This window comes from Bacillus sp. LH1 (assembly GCF_057924895.1).
In genome coordinates this window covers 2,914,085-2,940,907 of the sequence record NZ_CM175007.1, presented here as the reverse complement: position 1 = coordinate 2,940,907, position 26,823 = coordinate 2,914,085, and the positions used below count along the sequence as shown (strand labels likewise).

Below are 26,823 nucleotides of genomic sequence, written 5' to 3'. Positions count from 1 at the left end.
CGATGAGAATAAAAAGTGCGTTCCTAGCATTAAAAAAGAGGTTTCTATTTTCCGTATTTCTTCTAATACAGATTACATTTGGATTAGCAACTATAACGAGTTCAATTAATGTGTTTTATAATTTACACTATCTAAACGATAAATCCAGCTCGGTATTAAATGGGGATAAAACATATTTAGTTACTTTTGAAATGACGACAGATAGATTACAAAGCAATCAATTTAATAAAGAGAAAATTCAAGCGGTTTATAATACAATTTATCAAAATAAAGATGTGATTTCGTATGGTACATACGAGGAGCGAGTTATTGAAATAGAGTCAAGTAATAGACCATTTCAAAACAGTATGATTACTGATTTGAAAAATAAAACGTTTCATGACGAAAGACCTACTATTAAAACAATTTTTGTAGATGAAAATTACTATAAAATGTTACATTTACCTTTAAAACCTGAAGAAGGTTTCGCGCATGATGACTTTCAAAAAAATAATGAAGAAAAAACAAAAGTTTTAATGGGTTCTTACTTTAAGAAATATTTTCAAGTTGGGGATACAATTAATAATCAATATACAATTACAGGGTTTTTGCCAGAAAATAAATTTATCGTAAATAATAATACGACGAACACATATTTGAAGTTGGATTACGCAATGATAATGCCTATGTCATTTGATAGATTTGAAAAATATGAAGCAATGTTTTTAAGGCTACATCAAAGTACAGTTTTATATTTACAAAAAGGTGCAGATGTAAAGAAACTAGAAGAATCAATTCAACTTAAAGGAAACGGCGGTACGTTTCATTTAAAAAGTTTAGGTGATGAAATAAATGAAGATGTTACTCTTAACGGCTATTCTGAAATACCTCAACTTATAGTAGGAATCTTATTCATTGTATTCTCGATTGTCGGAATTGTAGTAACGACCATTGTTTCTATCTTGATGAGAAAGCGGGAATTTGGTATAAAAATAGTTTTTGGCGAAAGTAAATTTGGAATGTTTATTCAAATTGTTATAGAAAACATTATTGTAGCAATAGTTGGCTTAGGAATGTCAATAGCTTACTTTTCATGGAGGTATGGGGTTCTATTACAAATGTCGAAGGATTTAAAGGAAGCAACGGTATTAGACTTTAAATTGGATATGCCTATATTGTTTTTAGTATTTCTTTTCTTATTATTGATTATCATTGTCTCGAATGTAATTGTCTTTTTGTTTATTAGAAAGCTCGAACCGAAAACATTAATAGGTGGGATGGAATAATGGGGTTAATTGAACTAAAAGATATTAAGAAGGTGTATAGTAATAAGAATTACAATACGTTCGCGTTAAACGGTATAAATTTAACGATAAATAAGGGCGAAATTATAGCGGTAATGGGGCGATCAGGCTCAGGGAAGAGTACATTACTAAATGTTATCGGGCTAATTGATATGCCAAATGAGGGTGAATATACGTTAAATGGAAAATCATTAACTGAAATTAGAGCAAATAAAGTTCATAAAACAAGAAATGAAATGATCGGATTTATTTTTCAATATTTTGCATTGTTAAAAGAACATACTGTACTGGATAATGTAGTGCTACCACTCACATATAGAAAGTTAAAGCAACGGGAAAGAAAAAATAAGGCGAAGTTCTATTTAGAAAAAGTAGGTTTAAAAGAACATATGCATAAAACACCTGACGAGCTATCAGGTGGACAACAGCAGCGAGTCGCAATTGCAAGAGCGTTAGTAGGTGAACCAGAAATAATTTTGGCTGATGAACCGACAGGGAATTTAGATAGAAAAACAGGAGAAGAAATTATGGATCTATTATTACAACTGAATGAAGAAGGACGAACGATTATTATTGTAACGCATGATATTGAGGTAGCAAATAAGTGTAATAGAATTATTGAGTTAGTTGATGGGGAAGTTGTGCGGAGTTAGTAATTCAATAATTATATCTAATGTAAGAATCCGTATTGATTAATTTTTCAAAATGGATTCTTTTTATTTGTAGGATTAAAGTAAAATAACAAATCCCCCGTAACTTTTTATGATAGAAATTCGTTTAACAAAAGAAAGGGTTTTTAATGATGAATGGGGGAGAACCATGAAAATTCTAATTCTAGGTGGTACACGTTTTTTAGGAAGAGCATTAGTAGAAGAGGCTTTAAAAAGAGGGCATGAAGTTACAATATTTAATCGCGGAACGAACAAAGAAATTTTTCCTGAAGTAGAGCAATTAATCGGTGACAGAAATAACGATGTATCAAGTTTAGAAAATCGAAAATGGGATGTTGTCGTGGATACATGTGGGTTTTCTCCACATCACATTCGGAATATTGGAGATGTCTTAAAAGATAATATAAAACATTATATATTCATCTCAAGCCTTTCCGTATATAAAGATTGGATTCCGCATGACATAAAAGAAGACTATATATTACAACCTGAACCAACGGAAGAGCAAATAAAGGGTGTAGAGAATGGTGAAATATCTCCTTATGAGCATTATGGCGCACTGAAAGTATTATGCGAAAAAGAAGCAGAGAAGTATTGGCCGGGGCGTGTTTTACACGTAAGAGCGGGACTTCTTTCGGGAATGTTTGATTATACGGATCGACTTCCATACTGGATTGGGCGTATAGCAAAGGGAGGAGAAGTGTTAGTTCCAGGAAGAAAAGACCGTCCAGTGCAGATAGTTGATATAAAAGATGTTGCATACTTTGGACTCAACATGGCAGAAAACAATAAAGCAGGTATATTCAATGTAACAGGTCCGAATGATGAATTGACGATGGAAGAGCTATTAAATACGTGTAAAAAGGTTACGAATAGTGATGCTGAATTTGTTTGGGTAGACGAATCGTTTATGAGTGAACATAATGTGCAGCCTTGGACAGAAATGCCTTTGTGGATTCCAGAAACTTTCCCATTAGATGGTGAGACGAAGCCGTGGAGAGGCGGGTTTTCTATTTGTATCGAAAGTGCGGTTAATGAAGGGCTTACTTTTAGAAGAATAGAAGAGACAGTTACAGATGTGTATGAGTGGATGGAGAGTACAGACGAATGGGAATTAAAAGCAGGTATTTCAGGCGAAAGGGAGAAGGAATTGTTAGAAAGATGGTATCAATAAATTTAGCGGAGTTCTTTGAATATGCTTGATTGCACATAAGGAGGAAAAGGTGATGTGGAAAGACACCATTCACAGTATCTCATCAAATTTAAGCTTGAAAAACCCAGCTACGAAGGATGAACTTACTGATATACAAAAATGTTTACATGTGGAGTTACCGAATGATTTATATCAATTATTACAGGAAACAAACGGTATAGAAGGTGAATACGGCGACTTTATATGGTCTGCTTCAAAAATTAAAACTGAAAATATGAATATGAGAAATATAGTTGATTTTAAGGATTTATACATGCCTTTTGACTGTTTATTATTTTTTGCTGATGGGGGAAATGGTGATTTGTTTGGCTATTCTATTTTGAATGGAAAAGTACAAAGAGATGATATATATGTATGGAACCATGAAAATGATAGTAGAACGTGGGTTGCTCCTTCTTTAAAGACTTTTATGGAGTGGTGGGAGAGTGGAAAGATAATAATTTAAATATAGTATCAAAAAAAGTGCCTTGTTACTAAAGAAACAAGGCACTTTTTCACGAATAATTAATCTACCACTCAATTGGTTCTTCCCCATACATCTCCCATAGCTTAGGAAACATCTTTTTTAAACCTTCCTCATCGTCTTCATCCCAATCTAACTCGATATCAACTTCCTCAAACTCTTCATTTGTTAAGACATGGTATAGTGTAAAGTATGTATCATCTTCATCCCCAGTCTTCTCCATGTAAGCTTCTTGCCCGAAATATAGAGTAAGCTCTTCAATCTCTGGAACGTCATACTCACACAAATTTTCTAATACAGAAATTAATCGTTCTGGATCTTCAATACAAGCTTCGTATGTCTCTTTTCCTTGATATAATAACCATCCGCGGAAGTAATCGAAAGTATCATCTGAACAGCCACCCATAATAATATAGGCTGCTGCCCATAAACGGGAGGTATAGGATTCTTTCAAAAGACGGTGCATATGCGTATCAAAAGCTACAATTTCATGTACTGTACGTTTAGCAAGGTGAGAAGTAAGCCATTCTATTTGTTCTTCTTGGTCCTCACCTTTCGTTTTTGCACGATTAAGTAGTTCCCAAAATTCTTCTTCGGTTATCGTTTTTTCTTTTATGTAATCTTCCCCTTGAATAGGGTCTATATATCCTTTTTTACGTTTGGAAGCAACTAGTTTAGTAGCTTCATTCATACATTCTTCTTCTGTTTCAAACTCTTTCGCTTTCACACTGCCAGCTGTGCCAATTTTTCCGTAAAACACAACATAGTCTTTTTCTTTCACAACGATTTTCCAAAACTTATTTGATTTCTCAGTTTGCTGGATTAATAACGTTTCCATTCGTACCCCCATAATGTTTTCTAGTGTGCAATGTGATTGTAACATATGTATATACACTTGTAATGATGGAAAATAATAGTTTAGAAAATTCAAAAACCGTTGAATGGAGTGGATAAATTTAGTAACCTTATTTGTACAGTAATTACATAATTGTTTTGTAATAATTCGATATTTATATAAGGGGGCGTTACGGATGGATCTTACGTTTAAAGTTGAGGAAACATGTTTTAATTACCGCGTTGGAGCAATTTGTAAACAGGATAATAAAATACTTATTCTGCAAGGTGACGGTGAAGATTTTTGGTACGTACCCGGTGGTAGAGTAAAAATGCTAGAGAATAGTGAAGATGCATTAAAACGAGAGCTTGCGGAAGAGATAGGTGTTCCTATTAAAAGGAAAAGGTTAATATGGTCAGTAGAAAATTTCTTTACACTTTCTGAGCGAAAGTTTCATGAAATTAGTTTTTATTATGAAGTAGAGCTACATGAGTTACCTGCGAGTGGAGCGGATCAATATATTTTGGAAGAAGAGGGTAGAACGTATTTGTTTAGATGGGTGCCAGTAGAAGAACTGCATACATATAACTTACAGCCTGCATTTATAAAAGAGAAAGTAAAGGATGTATCAGTTCACACAGAACATATCGTATTACAAAAGTAAATGTATTCGGAGGGGAAAATGGTGAAGGGAACTAAAAAAGAGATACATATAAATGACAAAGTAATTTATTACACACATATCGAAAAAGGTTCTAGTACCGTTTGCTTTATGTTTTCAGGTTCAGGATACAATTATGATAAGCCGTTATTTTATTACGCGACGATGCTTATGCTTGAACATAAAATTGATGTTGTACATATTCATTATTCTTACGACGAACAAGTAATGAATAAACCAATGGAAGAAGTAACGAAAGTAATGATGGATGATATTAATCCGGTAATAAATGAAGTATTAAAAGATGAGCAATACAACGAGACTATGTTTTTAGGGAAGTCACTTGGAACAATTCCGATTGCAAATGATTTAATGAGGAGAGACGATTTTTTACAGTCAAAAATGATAGTACTTACACCTTTACTAACTTTTGATTCCATTTTTGATTCTATTTTACATAGTAGTCACGAAGGGCTTTTAGTAATTGGGGATAAAGATCACCAATACAATGCAGGTCAAATTGATCAGTTATATAAAACGAATTTACAGATTGAAGTTGTCAAAAATGTAAATCATTCTGTAAATGTTGGGGGATATGAAACGGAAAATTCAATTGAGGCTATAGCGAAAATAATAGGAAAACTTAAAGAAGTTGTTAGGACAAACTAACCTATTAATACATGCAAAAGAGGTGCGAATTGCACCTCTTTTACTTTAATAAGCCTTCAAAACATGAAGTAAATAATCCTTACGATTCAGCGGATTATAATCAACACGTTTTCGAGTAGGGAAGGGAGCCATAAGCTTTGTGAAACCAGCTGGCTTCGTTGTAAATATGCCTTCTCCTTCTGTAAATGAATGAAGCATGCGTTTAAAATTCTCTGTTTTCGCAACAGGTAATGATCCTGTTAATTGGTAAGAATCATTATATAATATAGGCTCTGCAAAAGTTGCTGGAATAGTAGCAAGTTTATACATTGCGGTACTAATTGCTTGCTTCGGTACAGTTAATTCAAACTCGTTTACTGGTTCATATACATATGTTTCAGCTTTCTTTAAGGCATCCATTAGTACGAGTGGTGTTAAGTTTCTAAAATCACTCGCTGTTGTAACAGGACTAGCATAACCAGTATGTGTTAACGTGACAGAAATGTCCGTAACTTCCCATCCGTATAAACCTTGTTTTAACGTTTGAAATACAGTATCTTCAATTGCTTTATGAAATGCTAAAGGTAGTGAGCCAAGTTCAACGCCTAATTTATATGTTATGCCAGAATTAAGTTCACCACGTTCGACTTTGAATCCAACTGTTGCGTAAAAAGGATTCGCTTTTTCACCCATGACTTCAACGGAATTCCCAATGCCAATTGGTTTCTCCATACATACAACTCGCGTACTTGAAAAAGTAACCTGCAAATTATATTTCTCATAAAGTGTTGTTTCGATAACCTCTTTTTGTACTTCACCGAAAAGGCGAATATAAAGTTCATTATGAATATCATCTTTCCACACTTTAATGAGCGGATCTTCTTCACATAGTTCCATAAGTGCAGCGTATAAATCATGAATTCGTTCTTTTGGTACTGCATTGATGGCTGCTTCCATTTGTGGTTCGGCAAAGTGAGTATCTTTTATATAATCCGTACGTTCACCGATAATATCACCAATTTTAATATCATTCAGTCCCCACACTTTACAAAATTCACTGCTAGGAACGGTAGTAGTTTGAACGGCATCTCCATTATGAAATATGCACATTTTTTTTATCTTTTCCTTATGTGGTAGAGACTCATCGCGCTGTATATCAACATATTTTCTAACATGTAAGCTACCTGAAAAAACTCTTATATACGCAACCTTTTCTCCAGAAGGTTCACGTTCAATTTTAAAAACAACACCAGATAATGGTTCCTCTTGTGCCGATGTAAGAGCTGGCATTAGGGCCGGAAGTTTTTCAAGTATTTCAGTTACTCCTATACCTGTCATTGCTGAACCGAAAAAGATTGGATACACATTTGCTTGCTGTATTTGTTGTTCTAGTTTTTCTCTTAATAGTGCGTCCGGTATTATTTCGTTATTTACATATGATTCAAGTAACGATTCATTAAATGGTGTTAACAGTTCCATACAATCGTCATATGATTTGTATTCAATGATCCGGGCTTCTTTCGTTCCTTCGTTTAGAACAGAGTAGAAGGGGAATGCTTCATTTGAAAGAACCTCTTTTATTTGTTTCATAACTTTTTCAGTGTTTGCGCCACTACGATCAATTTTATTAACGAATAAAATAGTCGGTATGTTTAGTTTCTGTAATGTTCGCATTAAAATTTTTGTTTGTGCTTGCACACCTTCAACGGCAGAGATAACTAAAATCGCACCGTCTAGAACGCGGAATGATCGCTCCACTTCAGCGATAAAATCAGCGTGTCCAGGTGTATCAATGACATTTACTTTTACATCATCAATAAAGAAAGAAACGACAGATGCTTTAATCGTAATGCCGCGTTGTCTTTCTAATTCCATTGAGTCAGTTTGTGTATTACCACTATCTACTCGGCCAATTTCTTTAATCACATTCGTTTCATAAAGAATACGCTCAGTCAAACTCGTCTTGCCAGCGTCTACGTGCGCGACAATCCCTATATTTATTGTTGTCATTTGTGAATATCCTCATTTCATTTTCCATTTTCATTTCCTCATTTCTATTTGTGTATTGCCGCATTATCAATCACTCTCCAGTCATTTAAATTATTACTATTATAGTGCAATTAACATTATTTGTAACGCTACAAAGCGCCTTAATTTGGAAAAAATAAAATAAAAACAAAATGCTTGCATTCTAAATCGATATAGATTATATTAATTGACATATCAACTATTGATACATCAAATGTTTTTATTTTGATTGTAAAGGAGGGTTAATTTGACAAGTTCATGCTCAAAAGAAGCGATTATTTTATATAAATTACACTTTCTAAATAAAGAAGTAAGTTCGAAATTTGAAGGGTGTACGGGTATGAGCCAGTCTCGATTAGAGCTTATACTTCAATTATTTGAAGTAGGTGAAATTAGTCAAAAAGCACTTCAGCAAGAAGTGAATATTGATAATGCTGCGATAACAAGGCATTTAAAGCAGCTTGAGGCCAATGAAATGATTGTAAGACGTAAAAATCCAGATGATAACAGAATTACGTTAGTTTCTCTTACTGAAGAGGGGCGAAATAAAATTCAGGCGTTTCAAGAAGAAAAAGAACGTTTTGCAGCATCTGCATTTAAAGGATTAAGTGAGGAAGAACGCGATAATCTTTTAAATATGTTAAATCACATTCAAGAAAATATAAAAGAATTATAAAAAAGGGAGAATACAACTATGACTAACTCAGTAAAAACAAATGATTTTAACGAAATTTTAACAGGACGTCGTTCAATTCGTAAGTACGACCCTTCAGTGAAAATTAGCAAAGAAGAAATGACAGAAATTCTTACAGAAGCAACACTTGCACCATCTTCAGTAAACATGCAACCATGGAGATTCGTAGTGATTGAAAGTGACGAAGCGAAAGCAACACTTGCGCCACTTGCGAAATTCAATCAATCTCAAGTAGAAACGTCTTCAGCAATGATTGCTTTATTTGGTGATTTAAACAACTTTGATAACGCAGAAGAAATTTACGGTACAGCAGTAGAGCGTGGACTTATGCCAGCAGAAGTAAAAGAAGATCAAATGAAAAAACTTTCAGCTTACTTCTCTATGGTTACACCAGAAGTAATGAAAGATACGGTATTAATTGACGGTGGTCTTGTAGCAATGCAATTTATGCTAGCAGCTCGTGCGCACGGTTATGACACTTGTCCAATTGGTGGATTTGAGAAAGATCAAATCGCAGAAGCATTTGGACTAGATAAAGAAAGCTACGTACCAGTTATGTTAATTTCAATCGGGAAAGCTGCAGACAGTGGTTACCAATCAGTACGTCTTCCAATTGACAAAGTTGCTGAGTGGAAGTAATCTAATTAGGTCATAGAAATATATGGAATATGAAAGGGGAAACACCATGATTATTATTCACGCAATATTTCAAGTAGACCCAGCAAAACAACAAGCATTTTTAGAAGAAATTCAGCCACTCATTCATGGTTCAAGAGAAGAAAGTGGAAATGTATCTTATGACTTATATAAAGATACAGAAAAAGAAAGTGTTTATACGATGGTAGAAGTATGGAAAGATGAAGCAGCAGTTGCGAGCCATAATACGAGTGAACACTTCACATCTTTCGTTAGTAAAGCAGCACAATTTTTAACTGCTCCGCTTAATATAAAAGCTTATAATGGAGAGTTAGTAAAATAATAAGGTAGAAAAAGATGACTTTAGCATATGGCTGAAGTCATCTTTTTTGTATAAGTAGAATCCATTTTGGACTCAGTTATGTTGATAGATAAGCGTTGCTCGTATCCTCAGTAACAGTGCTGAATTGTATGTTAAATTCGAACATTCGGTTTATTGGGATATTTTTCCGTGGTATAATTTTCTTGTAAATAAAAGGTAGAGAGGAGCAAGTAATGGGAGAATTTCAAAGTAATTTGCATACGGCAACGCAACTTGCAACGAAAATGAGAAATGCTTCAGATAGAATGAAAAGTGCTACTAGTCGCTCTATAAATAAGGCAACGCGTACTACACTATCTGTGAACTTCAAGGCACAAGAAGCAAATCAACAAAATTTACAGATCACGAAACAATTTTGTACTGCTTTTCAACAAACAATTGATAATATCCATTCCGTAGCAAATGAATTTGAGAAAATGGATACAGGACTTCAAAAGACTTTTCAATAATGTAACAACCTACGTAAAGGGGAAAAGGTAGGGGGAAAAGATGAGTCAAGGAATTGAAACGAGAATCAATCAATGTAATCAAAAATTACGAATTATATTTGAAGAACAAAATGAAAACCGAATCGCGCTGCAAAATCAAGAACGAGCTGAGGCTAGTTTTCATGAATGGAAAAATAGAAGTAATCGTTTATTTAACCGAATACTAGAAACTTGGCACGGCGACAAAGAAGTGTTTCACCTTTTTACGAATATGCGGCAAGAAATCGGACAGTATGAAAGAAAACTTACATTCGAATTAGAAAATGAAAAAGAGACGTTGCTTAAAGAAAAACGGCATCTCAGTGAGAAAGAAAACGACCTTTCCTATGAACAGCAGCAACTACAAAGGGAGGCCAATACATGAGTTTAAACATGTATTTGGGAGAAGTACAAAGTCAAACTCAAAGTATGAACGCTATATGTAATGCTACGATTCAAAGTATGGAACAAGTCATTCAATCTATTGATGCCTTTGCGATAGACACAGTATTACAAGGACAAACATACAGTAGTGCAAAATCCTACCTTGTCCAAACATTTCGGCCATTAGCGCAAGGAATTATATGCTTATGTGAAGAATTAATTCGCCAAAACGAAGCATTTCCAAATGAGTTCCAAGCGAAAGTTGCTTCGACAGATGTGATTGAACAAGAAATAAGAGAACAAATAAGGGGAATTAATCAATCGATTACAAGTATAGAAGCAATAGAAGTACTTACACCAATGCCCGGAGTAGGTGCAATTGTAACGGTATTAGGTGCAATGAGAAAAAAACTGGAAGAAAAACTAGAGCATTTATATGAATTCAATCATTCATCCAGCAACAACTACAGCACCGCTCTCCAATTAGCAGCTAGCATCACAGCCGGACTCGCTGAAGTGCAAAGCGGGAAAGGATTTAGTCCTGTGAGTGGGACGTTTAGTACACAAGGGTTGAATATGGATTGGGTGAGTTCGATTCAGGGGATTATAGAAGAACAAGCTCGAAAAAATGATCAGTCAATTAAAGATATAGAAACAAATAACATAATTGAGAAGAAATCTCCGGTTAGAAATGCTTGGGACGATGCGACAGACAGTATAGTTGGCACGTTTGAAACAGCGAAAAAGATGTGGGAAGCTATTCAAAGAGGCTCGGGGAAAGCTATTGGTGATGAAATCGAGTCCGCAATAGCTTTAAGTAATATGGACATAGGAACTTTTATTAATGTAACCTATGCACTTTTCCATTTGGATGAAACTGCAAAAAATATGTGGCATGCATTTTCAAATAAAATAAAACGAGATATGATAGAGGGAGATGCAGAGAGTCGTACAGAATTGACTACCTATGGATTAACACAAATAGCTACCACAATATTAGGCGATAGGGCACTAAATAAAGTAGGCCATATCACAAAAGGAGCAAAAGCATCAAGTGGAGTAAGTACATTTGCTAATGCAGTAAAACTAGCAAAAGAATTGAAGCCTACGCTTGAAATGTTACAATCATTTAAGAGAGAGGCTTCCTATGCATTCTCTAGTGTTGGTGGAACTATCATAACCAAAATACCACAAGGTGAATTGATAGAAGCTTATTATAAGTTTGCGAAGTCTAAAGATGGTGGTAAGGGTACGGTTAAAATTGATTACGATTTAGCTAAAGATTATATTAGAGATGTAGAGTCAAAAACAGGATTGAAGCTTCATAAAAACCAAGTAGAACAATTAAAGGCTGCTCTAAGGGAACATAAGTATGAAAAAATGACGCCATTGGAAACGTTAAAACACAGAAATAAATTTAACAGTGTGAAAAACAAATTGATAAGTGAATGGGAAGAAAAAACAGGGCAAACATGGCCAAGATATACTGAGGAAGTTTATGATAAAAAAGGTAGAGTAGTAAGGGATATTGGGCAACCCTATGATGCGCATCATATTATAGAGAATAATTTTGGTGGGCCTCATGAATGGTGGAATATACATCCAGCTAAATTTCCTGATGAACATCAGGCAGGAATTCATGGTAAAGGGTCACCATCAAATAAATTATTTCCAAGGAGGTAGTTTTAATGGCTACATTTGATTTTATAAGAAATAGTCATCATAAGTTTTTTAAATTACAAGAAAATGAACTTATAGTGGCAGAAGAGAGACTTGGATTTGCATTTCCTAATGAACTTAGAAATTTTTACTTAGAAGTTGGCTATGGTTTCATAAAAGGAAATAATGTGGATGCAATAAATAGAATAATGGATCCAGATACTATAGCAGATATTACATTGAGAGAAGGTATTTACGAGTTTGATCCAGATTTAGAGGGGATATACGAGGAAGAAGATAAATTGGTTTTTTATGAAGTAAACGAGGGTGTATATTTAACACTTGATTTGAATACTCCTCAACAAACTCCTGTATATTTTTTTGAGACTCAAATAGCTGATTCATTGGAGGAATTTATACGAAAAATTAATCAGGATACTGAATACTTTGTGAATATGGTTGATTAATACTCTAGTATAGATTAAAAGTCTACAGTAATAAGTAAACAAACGAGATTGGTTATAGTAACTTTATAAGTATTATAGTCATACTTACTACTCAATGTATACTTTACACACGAGAATGACAAAGTTCGTGGTGCTAAAGTTAAATATACACTGACACATAAGACAAGCAAACGAAAAAGCACTTATTTTTGAAGTGGACAGAAAAAGAATAGGCTGTTAAAAAGTATATACTTCATGATGGTTGTACCATCATAGAGTATTACGTGCAATGATAGAATAGAAAATGAAGTACGAGCTTAGGCGAGAAAACATTTTACTGTGCGACGAATATAAAGACATGGAATGGACATTAAATTAACGAACTCGTACAAACTCGTAAGTTTTAACATAGTAGTTGTCACGACATATAAAAGGTGTCATACTGTTACTATAAAACTTACAAATTTATGCTACTTAAAAACATATGAACTTAAAGCACTTGATTGTCAATTAAAGGCAACAAGTGCTTTTTTGCGTTTTAGGATAGAAATGAGTAGACACATTATAATTTTATAAGTGTGCTAAGTATTAAATTTTTATAGATTGTAATGGTTGTGAACAGGGTACGACGATAGTAGAGGGAAAAATAAAGGGTTGTGTTACTTTTTGAAGTCATCGTAAAGTACGTTTTAACGGATGGACGTTATGCACACGTTATCCGCAAAAAAAACGGGTAAACGTTACATGGATTGTAATTACTGTAACGGGAGAGGACTCAATATGGAAGAGAAAGTAGTTGGTTATGTACGAGTTTCAACAGAAGGGCAAGTACGTGAAGGGTACAGCTTAACATATCAAGTAGAAGAAATTGAACGGTACTGCATTGAAAATGAACTACAACTGCTTCACATATACGAAGATAAAGGAATTAGTGGAGCGACAGTAGATGAAGATGGATTAACAGTTGAACGTGAAGGTTTACAAGAATTATTGTCAGATATGACATATCATCAAGTGAGCCACGTGATTGTACTAAATACATCTCGGTTATGGCGCTCTGATATGGCAAAAGTGTTAATACAACGAGAGCTAAAGAAATACAAGGTAGATGTGAAAGCAATTGAACAACCAAATTACAGTATATACACACATGACCCGAATGACTTTTTAGTAAATGGCATGTTAGAACTACTAGATCAATATCAACGTCTTGAGATTTCATTAAAGCTAAGTCGAGGTAGAAAGAAGAAAGCGGAACAAGGTGGATATGCAGGTGGCGGTGTGATGTTTGGTTACAGGGCAAACAAAGGACAGAAAGTATTAGAAGTAGATGCGGAGAAAGCGGTGGTTGTGCGTAGACTATTTGAGTTACGATACTTTTTTAGGCATTGGTCACTCTCTCAATTGGCAGAACGACTGAATGTAGAGGGTTATCGTACGGAGAAAGGAAAACAATTTACGAAAGTACAAGTGAAACGCATGTTAGACCGAGAGAGTTTTTATCGAGGGATATACACATATGGTCAAATACAGGCAAATGGGAAACATCCAGCAATTATTTTATAAACTCACTTAAAAAATTAGCTCATTTTACTATACATACTACTAGAGTGATGAAAAATGGATAGGCTTGCGTACCTATGCGCATCGGAAGATGAACGCTCGAACTAAGGTTGCCGACATTTTTATATATGACTAAATCATTGAATAGAGGGATGAGTTATGCATAATAGGCAGAACTATTTGTATGTAGGAGTAGATTTACATAAGGAGCATCATACGGCTGTTATTATTAATTGTTGGCAAGAGAAACTAGGAGAAATACAATTTGAGAATAAACCATCTGCATTTTCGAAGTTTTTATTAGAAGTAGAGACATATGTGAGTGATGGATTATCAGTTGTATTTGGTTTAGAAGATGTTGGTGGTTATGGAAGAGCGTTAGCGAAGTATTTAGTAGATCATGAACGAGTGGTGAAAGAAGTAAATCCAGCTTTATCATTTTTAGAACGTAAAAGTGAGGTAATGATTAAAAAGAACGATAGCTGGGATGCAGAATGTGTAGCACGCATATTGGTAAGCAAATTTAATCAACTACCAGATGCAAAGCCGCACGATTTATTTTGGTCGATACAACAACTAGTTTCAAGAAGGAATGCATTAGTAAAAGCACAAGCAGCTTTGAAAAATCAACTACATATTCAATTGAACCACCATTATCCAAGTTATAAAAAGTTTTTCTCAGAGATAGATGGCAAAACGGCATTGGCATTTTGGCAGCAATATCCGTCACCTTCTTGTTTAGAGGGGACGAATATAAAGCGATTGACAGCTTTTTTATTAGATGTTAGCAACAATACATGCTCAGTAAAGAAAGCAAGTGACATATTAAAGCTTGTAAAAGAAGATGGACAAACAATGAAGGAGTATCAAGAAACACGAGACTTTTTAGTGAGAAGTATTGTTAGGGACATTGTATTTAAAAAACAGGAAATGAAGTACATTGAGAGAGAACTAAAACAGTTAATGAATGTATTAGATTATCAATTAGACACAATGCCGGGAATAGAACTTGTGACGGCATCAGCATTAATCGCAGAAATTGGGGATGTAAGGCGATTTCCAAATGCCAATAAATTAGCACGGTTTGCGGGGATTGCGCCTGTTTACTTTGGTTCTGGTGGGAAAGGTAAGGCACATAAAAGTAAACAAGGAAACAGGGCGTTACACGCTTTATTTTATAACTTAGCAGTACAGCAAGTACAAGTAGCAAAAGGAAGTAAGATGCCACGAAACCCAGTGTTTCATGCATACTATCAAAAGAAACTTAAAGAGGGGAAAACAAAAGGACAAGCATTGGTATGTATTATGAGAAGACTTGTAAACATTGTTTATGGAATGATGAAACATAAAACAGCATATGAATTGCCGGTAGTACAAGAGAAGGAAGTAGTTTAATAAGGTTTTATATGGTTTGTTTTTTTATTGTGAGAGTTTAAGATTACAACATAGGGTACGGGTGAAACACTATCTAAAAAGAAATCAATACCGGACTTTGTGAAAAAGCAATGGGAAGCAGGGAATAGATTTAATAAGGAAAATCGTCCTCGATATCCTTATAATGAAGTAGAGTTAGAGGCAAAGGAAATCAATGGGAAGAAATATGTTGTAGATTCTTATATTCCGGGTGAAGAAATTGTCTCGAGGAAATTTACCCAATTGGCTGAAGTAAAAGAAAAGACGGCATTAAGTTATCTAAGTGAGTTTACTAAAAAGTATTCTTCCGGTTCAGAAATTTCTTCAGGTAAATTTAATCCTAATGCTTTAAAAGGTGGTCGACTAGATGGAGAGTTAATTTTGGAAATCCCTGTACAAACAAAGCCAGTTCCACAAAAAATTATTGAAGAGGCGAATGAGAAAGGGATTATTATTCGTGATATTAATGGGAAGGTGTATAATTAATGGAAATTTATTATTGTGATAAGTGGTCTAATATAAAAAAGAAGCCTTGGAATATTATTGATGAGAATGCAGCCAAGACACTTCATGAAAATCGTCATTCTTATACTGCTGTTCTTAGTGATGGAGAGCAGCCAAAGTATTTAGTAAATGTCACTGAGAAATGGGTATCGGTAAGTTTTTTGGATGATTTTCTTCGTAAATATTTACACTACGATTTTATTGTTAAAGAAGATAATAGACTATTCCTAAGGACAATAATGTATTGGGAATATGACGGGGATACACAGTTAAAAAGTATGATTTTGGGGTATCAAGAAAATGGTCATATTGCTATGGAGCAAAAAGATTCTAAAACTGGAGAAGTAGAAGAGCGAGAGACAAAAGATGATGTATCTAGAAATTGGGATACATTCCCTGAGTTTGGCCAATACTTATATTTGTGCAAAGAAGAGAGATAATTCTTTTGAATATAAGAACAATAACTAGGCGAGATAGCTATTAGTGAGCTAAGAATATAAATAAATGGAATAAACATGAAACTAATGAATTCCTAAGTTTTAAAGATATTGTAAAGTTAATTGAAAATCCCCTCAAATGATCCTACTTAATAAGCAGATGAACTTAAAGCACTTGATTGCCGACTAAAAGCAACAAGTGCTTTTTATTTCGGAATTACAATATTTGGTGAATTATATATCCAAAAATACCAAAACAAAAGTTTCAAATGATGAAGTGCTTCCACAATTCTCTTTCATGATATGAAGAAGTTTTCAACGACTGGATTATCGTAGCAGAAGTAGGAACTGGGGGGGGAGCGTCACAAATTGTTATTCCATTAGATATAGCAGCAACAGCTACTGGGGCAAGTCTTTTTGTACATGGTGGATTTGTTTGGAATAAATCGATTCAAAATACTAAGGATACTATTCAAAAAATCCAGTCTTCTGGTGGAGGTAAGGGTGCGAGTAATCGAATACCTTCTTATGGAAAAGATTCTGTACCTAAAGGCCCATACCGTGAAGTAAATGGTTATCCAATAAAAGTGAAAGCAGGAGCTCAAGAGAAGCATATTCCCGATACACCGAACTATAAACAAGAATTAGCAAATGGAAAAAATAAGAGCATTTTCTATGGAGATAATAAAATAGCACAAGAATTGCTTGATAAGTTCGCCGGGAAAGGTCAACTACTACCAAACGGTAAAAAAGAAAGAGTAGACTTTGGTAAAACAATTGGAAAATACTATGATCGTGATACTGGTGAATACCTTGAAACTACTAGAGGAATGATTCATTATGGAAAAGACGGAGCACATATAGTGCCTTCAGAACCACTAAAGAAGTAATAAGAGGGGGATATACATGAAATATGATCCTTTAATAAAAACGTTAAAAGAGTATAAAGATAGAGACTTGATAATAGAGTGGGAAAGTGGATTGAAAATTATTGGTGAACCAGACACACTTTTTGAAACAGACAATGGGTTAGATGACGATGATGTGAATTATACCGAATACTATGCCGTTACATTTCAAGTGAATGATATTTTAGCGCATCCTACTAGGGAAGAAAATAGTTTATATAATTGGTTAATACAAAAGAAAGGCTCGTTAGTTGAAATTTCTCTTTATGATGATCCACCAATTGCAGTATTTTTAACTGACGGAAAAAGAGTATGGGAAAGAGAAATATGTAAATAATAGGTGGTATTTAAAATGAGACCTTGATTGGCATATATACCAATCAAGGTTTTTTTCTATGTTTTTACACCTGTAAAGGGTGTTCATCGGTGGTATAAAATTGGCTATAAGAAAAAGAGACGGGTGGGAGTATGAGTGTACTTAGGATATCTAATAAGAAATCTCAATGCCGATTTTGTGAAAAAACAATGAGAAGAACTTAGGGGATTATAGAAGAAACAGCCCAAAAAATGATCAGTCAATTAAAGATATAGAAACAAATAACATAATTGAGGAGAAATCTCCGGTTAGAAATGCTTGGGACGATGTGGCAGACGGTATAGTTGGCACGTTTGAAACAGCGAAAAAGATGTGGGAAGCTATTCAAAGAGGCTCGGGGAAAGCTATTGGTGATGAAATCGAGTCCGCAATAGCTTTAAGTAATATGGACATAGGAACTTTTATTAATGTAACCTATGCACTTTTCCATTTGGATGAAACTGCAAAAAATATGTGGCATGCATTTTCAAATAAAATAAAACGAGATATGATAGAGGGAGATGCAGAGAGTCGTACAGAATTGACTACCTATGGATTAACACAAATAGCTACCACAATATTAGGCGATAGGGCACTAAATAAAGTAGGCCATATCACAAAAGGAGCAAAAGCATCAAGTGGAGTAAGTACATTTGCTAATGCAGTAAAACTAGCAAAAGAATTGAAGCCTACGCTTGAAATGTTACAATCATTTAAGAGAGAGGCTTCCTATGCATTCTCTAGTGTTGGTGGAACTATCATAACCAAAATACCACAAGGTGAATTGATAGAAGCTTATTATAAGTTTGCGAAGTCTAAAGATGGTGGTAAGGGTACAGGTGGATTCAGTAATGGAACTAGTCGGGCTAACAAGGTTAATATACCCGAAAGTAGCATTAAACATTCAAATGTAGGTGACTTTACAACACATCCTAAAACAGGAGATATTTCAAAAATGAAGGGTGGAGGACATGGACAAAGTAATATTGAATTTTTGGAAAAAAATAATGTAGATTATAATATAAATAAAGTATACGAAAACGGTGTTAGGGTAGGTAATGTGCCTGGACACAAGGTGAAAGCAAAAAGAACAGGTTCCAATCAATCATGGTTTCCAGAAAGCTGGACAGAGTCTGATATTACAGCAGCAGGTGCTAAGATTGCTGAATTGCCCGGATTTGCGAATACAGAAAATGGTGTGGCTATTTTTGGAGAGTATAATGGGGTTAGGGTTGGAGTTATAAAAACAAATGGAGAGATAGGGACTATTTTTCCAGATGCGACTAAATAACCGTAGATAGAGTTTGGAGGATTAATATGGATATAGCAAATAAAATGGAAGTTATATTAAATGAAAGAAAAAAATTAAATTTGAATGATGACTATGGGATACAAAAAAGTTGGAATGAAATAATAGAAGTTCTCTCAGAAAATGAGGGAAATACTATAAGATATTTAGAGAACTGTAGTAAAGAAGAGTTATATTGGATAAGTGAAGTTTTGGAAGATATAGTAGAAATTATACAAAGTAAAGAACTAATTAATTGCTTAAGAAAATTAGATGGAAAATTTCCAGAATTAGAAATGACAAATGATATTGATATTGCAGAAAGTTATATAGAAAATCCTTAAATTAAAGGAATAGTTGGTGTGCTTAAGTATAGAACCATGGGATATAATGATACTTTCTTGAAATTCATAGATCATGATGGTTGTACCATCATAGAGTGTTATGTGCAATGATAGAAAATAGAAAACGAGGTACGAGCTTAGGCGAGATGACATTTTACTGTACGACGAATATTAAAGACTTGGAATGGGAAAAATTTACAAATTTATGCTACTTAAAAATATATGAACTTAAAGCACTTGGTTGTCTATTTGAGACAATAAGTGCTTTTTTAATTGAAAGGTAAGCTATAAATTTATCGAAATTATTTTTATGAATTAAAACTAACAGAATATGCACATAGGCTTCAATTGCAGGTATATAGTTTGTTTTTCAATGTCAAAAAACATTAATAAAAACAGGGCAAAATTATTAAATAGCCGGGTCCATTGTAGAAATGTTTGAAGGTATCTCGCTCATAGGCGAATCTAATTTCTTAACTATCGTGGCAGAAGTAGGAACTGGTGGGTTAGCATCACCAATTGTTATTCCATTAGATATAGCAGCAACAGCTGCTGGGGCTAGTCTTTTTGCACATGGTGGATTTGTTTGGAATAAATCGATTCAAAATACTAAGGATACTATTCAAAAAATCCAGTCTTCTGGTGGAGGTAAGGGTGCGAGTAATCGAATACCTTCTTATGGAAAAGATTCAGTACCTAAAGGTCTATACCGTGAAGTAAATGGTTATCCAATAAAAGTGAAAGCAGGAGCTCAAGAGAAGCATATTCCCGATACACCGAACTATAAAAAAGAATTAGCAAATGGAAAAAATAAGAGCATTTTCTATGGAGATAATAAAATAGCGCAAGAATTGCTTGATAAGTTCGCCGGGAAAGGTGAACTATTAAAAAACGGTAGAGAAAGAGTAGACTTTGGTGAGCCAATAGGAAAATATTATGACCGCAATACTGGTGAATACTATGAGACTACTAAAGGGTTGATCCATTATGGAAAAGATGGCGCTCATATAGTACCATCAAGACCATAAAAATCATAAGAAAAGAGGATGCAAATGGGGTACGATTCTTTAATTGGAACATTAATAAATTATGAACATAGTGACATGATACTAGAATGGAAAAGTGGATTGAGGATTATTGGAGAACTAGATACAGTTTTTGAAACAGACAATGGACTAGATGAGGATGATATAAATTATACAGAATATGATGCAGCTGTATTTAGAGTAAATAATATTTTATCTCGACCTAATACAAACGAAGGTACTGTATATAATTGGTTAAAACAAGAAAAAAGTTCATTGGTTGAAATTTCTCTCTATGATGATCCGCCAAGTGCAGTGTTTTTAACTGACGGAAAAAGAGTATGGGAAAGAAAAATGTGTAAATAATAGGTGGCATTTAAACTGTTACCTTATTAGTCAAATTAGATCTAGTTAATTTTGATATATGGTTTTTAAAGGAATCAGAACAGGCTACTAACATATACTCTGGTATGAAGAAAAGATATCCTAATCGTAAGCTGATTCCTTTTGCTAAAAGAGTTGATAATGATGATACTGCATGTTTTGAAATCGGCAAAGGAAGTAAAGTTCAACTTATTCATGATTTTGCTTCTGAAGGCTTTGAACAAAGAAAAGATAAGCATCCTATTATTTTAGAAGTTAATACTGAAAAAGCTAGAGAAGAAGGCGTTAAATTTTATTTAGGAAATGAAAAAGTTTGGTTAGCAGATGAGATTCCTAGTGAGTTTATCGCAATTAATAAGAATTAATTGAATCTATTCTACTAGCTTATGAAGGCAGGAAAAATTTTTTCTTTAGGATATATTTGAATGAACCATGTTATCTGTCTTAAAATAAACAAATAAATGGCGAGTTACTTATGGAAAATAATCAACAAGAGAGACTTCACATTTGAGGTCTCTTTTGTTGATTTAAATTGAAAATTATTATTTGAGCGAATGCACTTTCGTACCTTGCATTTCACAGGCACATAGGCTTCAATTGATGCTATATAGTATGTTTTTCAATGTCAAAAAACATTAAAAAAACAGGGCAAAATTATTAAATAGCCGGGTCCATTCTAGAAATGTTTGAAGGTATCTCGCTCATAGGCGGATCTAATTTCTTAACTATCGTGGCAGAAGTAGGAACTGGTGGGTTAGCATCACCAATTGTTATTCCATTAGATATAGCAGCAACAGCTACTGGGGCAAGTCTTTTTGTACATGGTAGATTTATTTGGAATAAATCGATTCAAAATACTAAGGATACTATTCAAGAAATCCAGTCTTCTGGTGGGGGTAAGGGTACAGGTGTTGATGGTCAGGGAGCCAGTGTAGCAGGGAACATTGGAAAAAATGATAAACTAGCAAGTCAAGGGCATGTTGATGCTGGCGTTTCAGGTGCTCCAAAAGTTGATGCAGGAAAACAGGGTAAACATGTTCCTGGTCATGGGAATAATGTCTCAACCAAATCGCAGTGGGGAGGAGGGAAAAATGGAGTAGTAGAGACACAAGAAGCATGGGTGAAAGGAACACCAGTAAAGCCAGACGGAAGTGTTAGAGTGCATGATTTTGGAAAGCCAATAGGTCCAAATGGAGAAACGAGGGTAAAGGTTCATATGGATGGTAAAGGAAATATACATGGGTACCCTGTACAATAAAGGAGAATAATTATGAGTGATGAGATACTAAAAGTTGTTAATAAATTATATAAACAAGGTGATTTCCAATATGTTTTGGGGAAATTTGTTGATAAACATTTTTGGGATGGAGAAATTAATAAAATATCAAATATAAACGTTGATAATATTACTGATTTTAGTTATTCAACATGTTTTTCTTACATTCTTCTACCACTAGATGTGAAATTTCGTTTTGGTAGTGTAGAATTCAGTGAGTACGTTCGGAAGCAATCAGAAATTAATTGTGTAATGCTAATGATTTCGGCAATCGCGCCATATGCAGTGGTTAAATATTTAAGATATAGATATACTAATGGTACAATCGAGCTAGTTGAAGAGTCCTCGCCATACAATGATGAATCTAAGAAAATAGGAAGTAGTATTTTAAAATTATTAGATAGTAACGGAATAAAGAATCTTGATAAAGAAACGTTAAGTATTGAAGTGGAGGATGTTTCGTTAGAGTTAAAGGAAACAGGTGTTACTATATATAATTGTCTATTTGAAGATGAGTATTAAAAAGAAACATTAATGATTGTGCAGAAACCAAAGAAGGGATATAAATAATAGAGGTAGATTAGTAGTTGTTAAGAAGTGATTACAGTTCGAAAATGTAGTCTCATTAAAAAGAGTGACCCTCTTTAGAAAACTTTTATGAGTGTACTCCATAGGGTAAATGTCCGAATATTTGCTAAAAATCGTTACGAAAATTACAATTTATGTAATAGGAAGATGAAAGTTAAAAATTTCTAGGGATAAACCAGTTTCAACACTAGGGCAAGTTAAAGGTGGATGTAGCTTCAGATATTAAAAAGATGAAATTAAAGTATACTGTGAAGAACAAGGATTGTACTCGATGTATATTTTTAGAGATAAAGAAATTAATTGCGCAAAAATGAATGAAGAAGCATCAGAAATAGACAGGGTGGGCTTGCGAGAAATGTGGGCTCACCTTTCGTCTGTTCAAATTGATTATGTGGTGGTGCTAAACTAAGTAAAACTAAAGATGGAAGACAAATGTCAAATGATTGGTTGAATGGTGCGAAGACCCGAAAAAGTAGAATATTGAAGGCAGTTGATGGAGATGCAAAATTAGCATCAAAGATTACGAAAGCATTACAAGATCAGGAAGTTGAGAGAGTGTTATCAAAGGTTGATAGTAGTGGAAATGTGAAAACATTTAGAATAGATGCAAAGGGAGACATAATTGGAGAATGGCCATAATTTAAGGAACTAGGAGGAATTGAATAGTATGAGAGATCCTTTATGTATAGAAGAAAAATGTAGAGAAGGAATAGAATATAATAAAGAGTTTATTGAGGAAAATAGAGAGGAGATTAAAAGTTTTGAAGAAGATGAAAGGAATGGTATTCAAAGAAAGGCTAAAGATAATAAAAGTCTTATAGAAGGAAGGTATCTATTAAATTTTAATTATGAGTTAGAGGATATTAACGCAAAATATTCCCTAGGAGAAGCTATCCATACAATAGAAGGAGATTTTGACAAAGCTCTTATTGATTTGAGGCATATAGGGGAAAATGAAGTTGGATATTTAAATCTAATTTGGATGATATCTCTAGGGATTTTATTAGAAACAGATAAAAAGAATCTTGTAAGTTTAGCCAAGCTAGTTGAGAAGGAAAATATGAACGACGCAGTAATCGATTTCCTCTTATGCGCTAGTGATATCGGATACACAAAAATGACGAATGTTTATTTTAAAGAAAATCCATATGCAAAAACGAGAGAGATTATAGAACTTGCACAAACAGATAAAAAAGAAGCGTCTAAAAGATTACAAACGTATATGGAGAAAGAATGGTTTAGAGGCCATTATGATTATGAATGGAAAAATGCACATAAAGAACCTGGATATGTGGGGTATTGGAGCTTTGAGACAGCTGCAATAGTAAAGATACTCGGACTTGATGATACAAGTTTAAAAGATAATAATCATTATCCATATGATTTGGCACATTATAAAAATGAAATGAAATTCAAGCATATAGACCTAAGTGAATATCACTATGAAGATGAGACAGAAGAAATAGAGGATATAGTAGAAGGAATTGAACATAATCCTGCATTGGAAAATATTATTCCGCCAAAATGGCATTCATTGGTCAATGAATTAATACATGATTATGAGAATATGGATGATAGTAGTTTTTATGAAAAATACAAAAAAACAATAGGAATAGGTCAAGTGTGGTTCTTACCACAAGAGTATGAAGAAGAAAATGAGCAAAAAAATCTATTAGGAAGTTTAATTGTGTTTGCCCTGACGGTAAGAGATTATATATTACAACTGGACTATAAAGACGATTTAGAAGACTACATTGATAATCTTAAAAATTTCTGGAATGTTTCAGAAACAAAGTTAGTTCAATTTATATTAGAAAATGATCAAAATTATTATGCATGGGTACCAAAAGAAGCAAGCATCCCAAATATGTATGAAGTGAAGATTGAGAGTGTCGATGTACAGGAAGTTCTATAACGAACAAATCGAAATGGTTTTTATTATATGTAATATTAGAATGCATTTTACTAGTTAATTGAAAACAATGTATGCGTGGGAGTAAAAAGGATGTATTGTTACTAAAAATTAGAGGGAAAGAAGGCTGTTGGATTGAGTTAAGCACCTCATTGTCAATATACGACAATAGGTGCTTTTTTGCGTGCAATGAAGAAAAAATAAAAGATTCATTTTCACTCTATTTCATCTTCGAATTACATGTTATAATTTGGAAAAAGTATATTCTTAATTTTTAGATAATTAAAAGGTGGTAGATACTATATGAGTACATTAAAGAAAATTACTAATAATATTTCGAAGGTTATTATAGGAAAAGACGAATCGATAGAACTAGCAGCCATTGCTCTAATAGCAAGAGGACACATTTTATTAGAGGATGTACCTGGGACAGGAAAAACAACATTAGCGAAAAGTTTGGCTAAAAGTGTGGACGCTAAATTTCAAAGAATACAATTTACAGCGGATACTTTGCCTGGAGATGTTATTGGCCTTGAATATTTTGATGTGAAGGAATCGGATTTTAAAACGAGGTTAGGACCCATTTTTGCAAATATCGTATTAGTGGATGAAATTAATCGAGCTGTACCGAGAACACAATCTTCGTTACTTGAGGTTATGGAAGAGCGTACTGTTACAATTGCGAAACAGACACATTCATTACCAGACCCTTTTTTAGTTATAGCAACGCAAAATCCACTCGAATCAGCGGGCACATTTCCTTTACCAGATGCTCAGTTAGACCGGTTTTTACTCACAATACGCCAAGGTTATCCTACGAGAGAAGCTGAAAAGGAAATGATGAATCGGCTTCAAATGAATGATCCATTAGAAACGTTACATTCTATTATTTCAAGTGAAGAAATTATTGCGATGCAAAAGCGTGCAAGAGAAGTGTTAGTAGGGAATGATGTGCAAGATTATCTCCTTGAAATTATTGAAGCAACTCGTAACCATGAGTTAATTGAAATTGGTGTAAGCCCTCGGGGAACGTTGGCATTTATGAGAGCAATTCAAGCACGGGCAATATTAAATGAAAGAGATTACTGTACGCCAGATGATATTAAGACGCTGGCTGCATCCGTTTGTGCTCATCGTTTAACGTTAACAATTGAGGGAGAGATGAAAACGACGAAAGAACAAATTATGAAAGAAATTCTTCATACGATTAGTGTGCCAGTGGAGAATGTACGATGAATCAACAGCTTGTGTATACACCTTTAGCGGAGCCTTTCGTAATGGGGGTTATGTCAGTTGTAGCCGTTATTTTAAGTGTATTTTCAAGTAATCTACTGTTTTTATCTCTCGTATTTTTATATGTAATTTTAATAGGTGCTATGCATGTATATATACGTAAAGTATCTCGTGTTGAATGGGAATACAGTCAAGGGAATTCGAATGTTTTTATAGGTGAAACGAATATGTGCAAAATGAAAATTTCAAACAAGTCGATATTTCCTATTCTTAATATCGTATTTCGATTTAAATGTGAAAATAAGCTAACTTGGAATCATGATGAAATAAACAAAAATCATAGTACAGGTTCAAATTATTATATGAATTTTAATTTAAAAGGAAGGGAGTCAGTTTCATTTGATTTGCAAGCTGTAGCGTTAAAAAGAGGCATCGCGAAATGGGAAGAAGTTGAAATTGTTATTACTGATCTCTTTGGATTTATAACGAACCATATAACATATAAACAAGTTGATACGCCCTCTTATTTAGTCTTACCAGCTGTTCCGAAAATACAAGTTCCTGAATTACAAGAATGGTCACGAGGATTTCGAAAAGCGATGTCTTCACCCTTATATGATGAAACGAAAGTAATGGGAGTAAAGTCTTATGAAAATGAAGATTTTCGTTCCATCCACTGGAGTGCAACAGCGAAAACAGGGACGATAATTGCGAAAAAGTATGAGCGAACACAATGTGATAAATACGCGATTTATCTCAACTTGCAAAATAAAAGTGGTGTTTCTTTGCGAAATGATATAGAGGAACTAATTGAATTAACAGCAGGTATATGCAAACAACTTCTTATGCAAAACTGTTCGTTTGAAGTATGGATCAATAGTGTAAAAGATAACGGTTTGCTACATATAAAAAATGGGGATAATCGGAAACATTTGCAAAATGTATTAAGGGTACTTGCCTCGATATCAGACCAAGATACGCCTATATCTTCTTCTTACTTTTACACAGCAGGCTTTCGTCGAAAGGAACTGGATGCGGTTCCTTTAATTATTGGTACTTCACCAAAGAAATACAGTAGAACGAATAAATGGATTGTAATGAAAGAATAAGAAGGGGCTTATGT

General features: G+C 34.1%; 30 protein-coding genes and 3 pseudogenes. 31 read left to right on the top strand and 2 right to left on the bottom strand.

The genetic code is table 11. The features are described from left to right. Nucleotides 1-2: 2 nt before the first annotated feature. The 4 genes from ACX9TM_RS15265 to ACX9TM_RS15250 all read left to right on the top strand — a co-directional run bounded on the left by ACX9TM_RS15265 (nt 3) and on the right by ACX9TM_RS15250 (nt 3,612). Complete coding sequence (locus ACX9TM_RS15265) at nt 3-1,265, top strand: ABC transporter permease (RefSeq protein ID WP_065212574.1); 1,263 nt, start codon at nt 3-5, stop codon at nt 1,263-1,265. Further along, entirely contained in the window at nt 1,265-1,936 is a 672-nt protein-coding gene (locus ACX9TM_RS15260; RefSeq protein WP_063220517.1) for an ABC transporter ATP-binding protein, read from the top strand. Before ACX9TM_RS15265 ends, ACX9TM_RS15260 begins: the two co-directional genes overlap by 1 nt. Before the next feature lie 166 nt (nt 1,937-2,102). Continuing rightward, on the top strand, nt 2,103-3,128 hold the full coding sequence (locus ACX9TM_RS15255; protein WP_063220518.1) for an SDR family oxidoreductase: 1,026 nt from the start codon (nt 2,103-2,105) through the stop codon (nt 3,126-3,128). A 52-nt stretch (nt 3,129-3,180) separates the two neighbouring features. Next, nucleotides 3,181-3,612 (top strand): SMI1/KNR4 family protein, encoded by a 432-nt coding sequence (locus ACX9TM_RS15250; protein ID WP_063220519.1) that lies wholly within the window; start codon nt 3,181-3,183, stop codon nt 3,610-3,612. Nucleotides 3,613-3,676: 64 nt separating this feature from the next. Here ACX9TM_RS15250 and ACX9TM_RS15245 read toward each other — a convergent pair whose 3' ends face one another. Beyond that, complete coding sequence (locus tag ACX9TM_RS15245; RefSeq protein WP_065382346.1) at nt 3,677-4,468, bottom strand: DUF4240 domain-containing protein; 792 nt, start codon at nt 4,466-4,468, stop codon at nt 3,677-3,679. A 193-nt stretch (nt 4,469-4,661) separates the two neighbouring features. Between ACX9TM_RS15245 and ACX9TM_RS15240 the strand changes: the two genes are divergently transcribed. Together ACX9TM_RS15240 and ACX9TM_RS15235 are read left to right on the top strand one after the other, a co-directional pair. Next, a complete protein-coding gene (locus tag ACX9TM_RS15240; RefSeq protein WP_063220521.1) occupies nt 4,662-5,129 on the top strand; it encodes an NUDIX hydrolase in 468 nt (155 codons plus the stop codon). After that, nucleotides 5,130-5,795 (top strand): alpha/beta hydrolase, encoded by a 666-nt coding sequence (locus ACX9TM_RS15235; RefSeq protein ID WP_167316397.1) that lies wholly within the window; start codon nt 5,130-5,132, stop codon nt 5,793-5,795. A gap of 45 nt (nt 5,796-5,840) precedes the next feature. On the opposite strand, the gene ACX9TM_RS15230 is transcribed toward ACX9TM_RS15235, so the two are convergent. Further along, on the bottom strand, nt 5,841-7,784 hold the full coding sequence (locus ACX9TM_RS15230; RefSeq protein ID WP_063220522.1) for an elongation factor G: 1,944 nt from the start codon (nt 7,782-7,784) through the stop codon (nt 5,841-5,843). A gap of 265 nt (nt 7,785-8,049) precedes the next feature. Here ACX9TM_RS15230 and ACX9TM_RS15225 point away from each other — a divergent pair, with 265 nt between their 5' ends. The 25 genes and pseudogenes from ACX9TM_RS15225 (at nt 8,050) to ACX9TM_RS15105 (ending at nt 26,809) form a co-directional block, all read left to right on the top strand. Further along, nucleotides 8,050-8,478, top strand: coding sequence for a MarR family winged helix-turn-helix transcriptional regulator (locus tag ACX9TM_RS15225; protein WP_000204162.1), 429 nt, complete (start codon nt 8,050-8,052; stop codon nt 8,476-8,478). 18 nt (nt 8,479-8,496) lie between these two features. After that, entirely contained in the window at nt 8,497-9,135 is a 639-nt protein-coding gene (locus ACX9TM_RS15220) for a nitroreductase family protein (RefSeq protein ID WP_000185392.1), read from the top strand. Nucleotides 9,136-9,181: 46 nt separating this feature from the next. Beyond that, entirely contained in the window at nt 9,182-9,475 is a 294-nt protein-coding gene (locus ACX9TM_RS15215; RefSeq protein ID WP_000583805.1) for a putative quinol monooxygenase, read from the top strand. 212 nt (nt 9,476-9,687) lie between these two features. Continuing rightward, the gene (locus ACX9TM_RS15210) at nt 9,688-9,963 is read left to right on the top strand and encodes a TIGR04197 family type VII secretion effector (protein ID WP_000503635.1); all 276 of its coding nucleotides are present in this window, start codon (nt 9,688-9,690) and stop codon (nt 9,961-9,963) included. A 40-nt stretch (nt 9,964-10,003) separates the two neighbouring features. Beyond that, nucleotides 10,004-10,366, top strand: a complete 363-nt coding sequence (locus ACX9TM_RS15205; protein WP_000077520.1) for a DUF3958 family protein — start codon at nt 10,004-10,006, stop codon at nt 10,364-10,366. Then, nucleotides 10,363-12,048 carry a T7SS effector LXG polymorphic toxin gene (locus tag ACX9TM_RS15200; RefSeq protein ID WP_065212577.1) on the top strand — a complete coding sequence of 562 codons (1,686 nt, stop codon included), beginning with the start codon at nt 10,363-10,365 and terminating at the stop codon, nt 12,046-12,048. Before ACX9TM_RS15205 ends, ACX9TM_RS15200 begins: the two co-directional genes overlap by 4 nt. 5 nt (nt 12,049-12,053) lie before the next feature. Next, nucleotides 12,054-12,491 carry an SMI1/KNR4 family protein gene (locus tag ACX9TM_RS15195; protein WP_000190068.1) on the top strand — a complete coding sequence of 146 codons (438 nt, stop codon included), beginning with the start codon at nt 12,054-12,056 and terminating at the stop codon, nt 12,489-12,491. Nucleotides 12,492-12,839: 348 nt separating this feature from the next. Beyond that, entirely contained in the window at nt 12,840-13,046 is a 207-nt protein-coding gene (locus tag ACX9TM_RS15190) for a hypothetical protein (RefSeq protein WP_306292718.1), read from the top strand. A 204-nt stretch (nt 13,047-13,250) separates the two neighbouring features. Further along, a complete protein-coding gene (locus tag ACX9TM_RS15185; protein WP_065212578.1) occupies nt 13,251-14,036 on the top strand; it encodes a recombinase family protein in 786 nt (261 codons plus the stop codon). Nucleotides 14,037-14,192: 156 nt separating this feature from the next. Next, nucleotides 14,193-15,428, top strand: a complete 1,236-nt coding sequence (locus tag ACX9TM_RS15180; RefSeq protein WP_000551898.1) for an IS110 family RNA-guided transposase — start codon at nt 14,193-14,195, stop codon at nt 15,426-15,428. Between the two features lie 99 nt (nt 15,429-15,527). Next, complete coding sequence (locus ACX9TM_RS15175; protein WP_000745181.1) at nt 15,528-15,932, top strand: hypothetical protein; 405 nt, start codon at nt 15,528-15,530, stop codon at nt 15,930-15,932. Beyond that, entirely contained in the window at nt 15,932-16,390 is a 459-nt protein-coding gene (locus ACX9TM_RS15170) for a hypothetical protein (protein WP_000409336.1), read from the top strand. The genes ACX9TM_RS15175 and ACX9TM_RS15170 overlap by 1 nt, the downstream gene beginning before the upstream one ends. Before the next feature lie 326 nt (nt 16,391-16,716). Beyond that, nucleotides 16,717-17,277 (top strand): annotated as a pseudogene (locus ACX9TM_RS15165) (polymorphic toxin type 50 domain-containing protein); the annotation flags it as partial. Nucleotides 17,278-17,293: 16 nt separating this feature from the next. After that, nucleotides 17,294-17,632 carry a hypothetical protein gene (locus tag ACX9TM_RS15160; protein ID WP_000872895.1) on the top strand — a complete coding sequence of 113 codons (339 nt, stop codon included), beginning with the start codon at nt 17,294-17,296 and terminating at the stop codon, nt 17,630-17,632. Between the two features lie 203 nt (nt 17,633-17,835). Beyond that, a pseudogene (locus ACX9TM_RS15155) lies at nt 17,836-18,941 on the top strand (EndoU domain-containing protein); the annotation flags it as partial. Between the two features lie 26 nt (nt 18,942-18,967). Then, nucleotides 18,968-19,282 (top strand): hypothetical protein, encoded by a 315-nt coding sequence (locus ACX9TM_RS15150; RefSeq protein WP_000350221.1) that lies wholly within the window; start codon nt 18,968-18,970, stop codon nt 19,280-19,282. Nucleotides 19,283-19,695: 413 nt separating this feature from the next. Next, nucleotides 19,696-20,310 (top strand): annotated as a pseudogene (locus ACX9TM_RS15145) (polymorphic toxin type 50 domain-containing protein); the annotation flags it as partial. Nucleotides 20,311-20,334: 24 nt separating this feature from the next. Then, nucleotides 20,335-20,673 (top strand): hypothetical protein, encoded by a 339-nt coding sequence (locus ACX9TM_RS15140; RefSeq protein ID WP_000540189.1) that lies wholly within the window; start codon nt 20,335-20,337, stop codon nt 20,671-20,673. 104 nt (nt 20,674-20,777) lie between these two features. Next, entirely contained in the window at nt 20,778-21,056 is a 279-nt protein-coding gene (locus tag ACX9TM_RS15135) for an RNA 2'-phosphotransferase family protein (RefSeq protein ID WP_000747779.1), read from the top strand. Between the two features lie 317 nt (nt 21,057-21,373). Beyond that, nucleotides 21,374-21,949: a hypothetical protein gene (locus tag ACX9TM_RS15130; protein ID WP_013142011.1), complete on the top strand. Its 576-nt coding sequence runs from the start codon at nt 21,374-21,376 to the stop codon at nt 21,947-21,949. Between the two features lie 12 nt (nt 21,950-21,961). Beyond that, nucleotides 21,962-22,489, top strand: coding sequence for a hypothetical protein (locus tag ACX9TM_RS15125; RefSeq protein ID WP_001278748.1), 528 nt, complete (start codon nt 21,962-21,964; stop codon nt 22,487-22,489). A 498-nt stretch (nt 22,490-22,987) separates the two neighbouring features. Next, nucleotides 22,988-23,194, top strand: a complete 207-nt coding sequence (locus ACX9TM_RS15120) for a hypothetical protein (RefSeq protein ID WP_000063993.1) — start codon at nt 22,988-22,990, stop codon at nt 23,192-23,194. Nucleotides 23,195-23,222: 28 nt separating this feature from the next. After that, entirely contained in the window at nt 23,223-24,470 is a 1,248-nt protein-coding gene (locus ACX9TM_RS15115; RefSeq protein WP_001205551.1) for a PoNi-like cognate immunity protein, read from the top strand. A gap of 300 nt (nt 24,471-24,770) precedes the next feature. Beyond that, nucleotides 24,771-25,703: an AAA family ATPase gene (locus tag ACX9TM_RS15110; RefSeq protein WP_000105657.1), complete on the top strand. Its 933-nt coding sequence runs from the start codon at nt 24,771-24,773 to the stop codon at nt 25,701-25,703. Further along, nucleotides 25,700-26,809 carry a DUF58 domain-containing protein gene (locus ACX9TM_RS15105; RefSeq protein WP_001075941.1) on the top strand — a complete coding sequence of 370 codons (1,110 nt, stop codon included), beginning with the start codon at nt 25,700-25,702 and terminating at the stop codon, nt 26,807-26,809. The genes ACX9TM_RS15110 and ACX9TM_RS15105 overlap by 4 nt, the downstream gene beginning before the upstream one ends. The last annotated feature ends 14 nt before the right edge of the window (nt 26,810-26,823 follow it).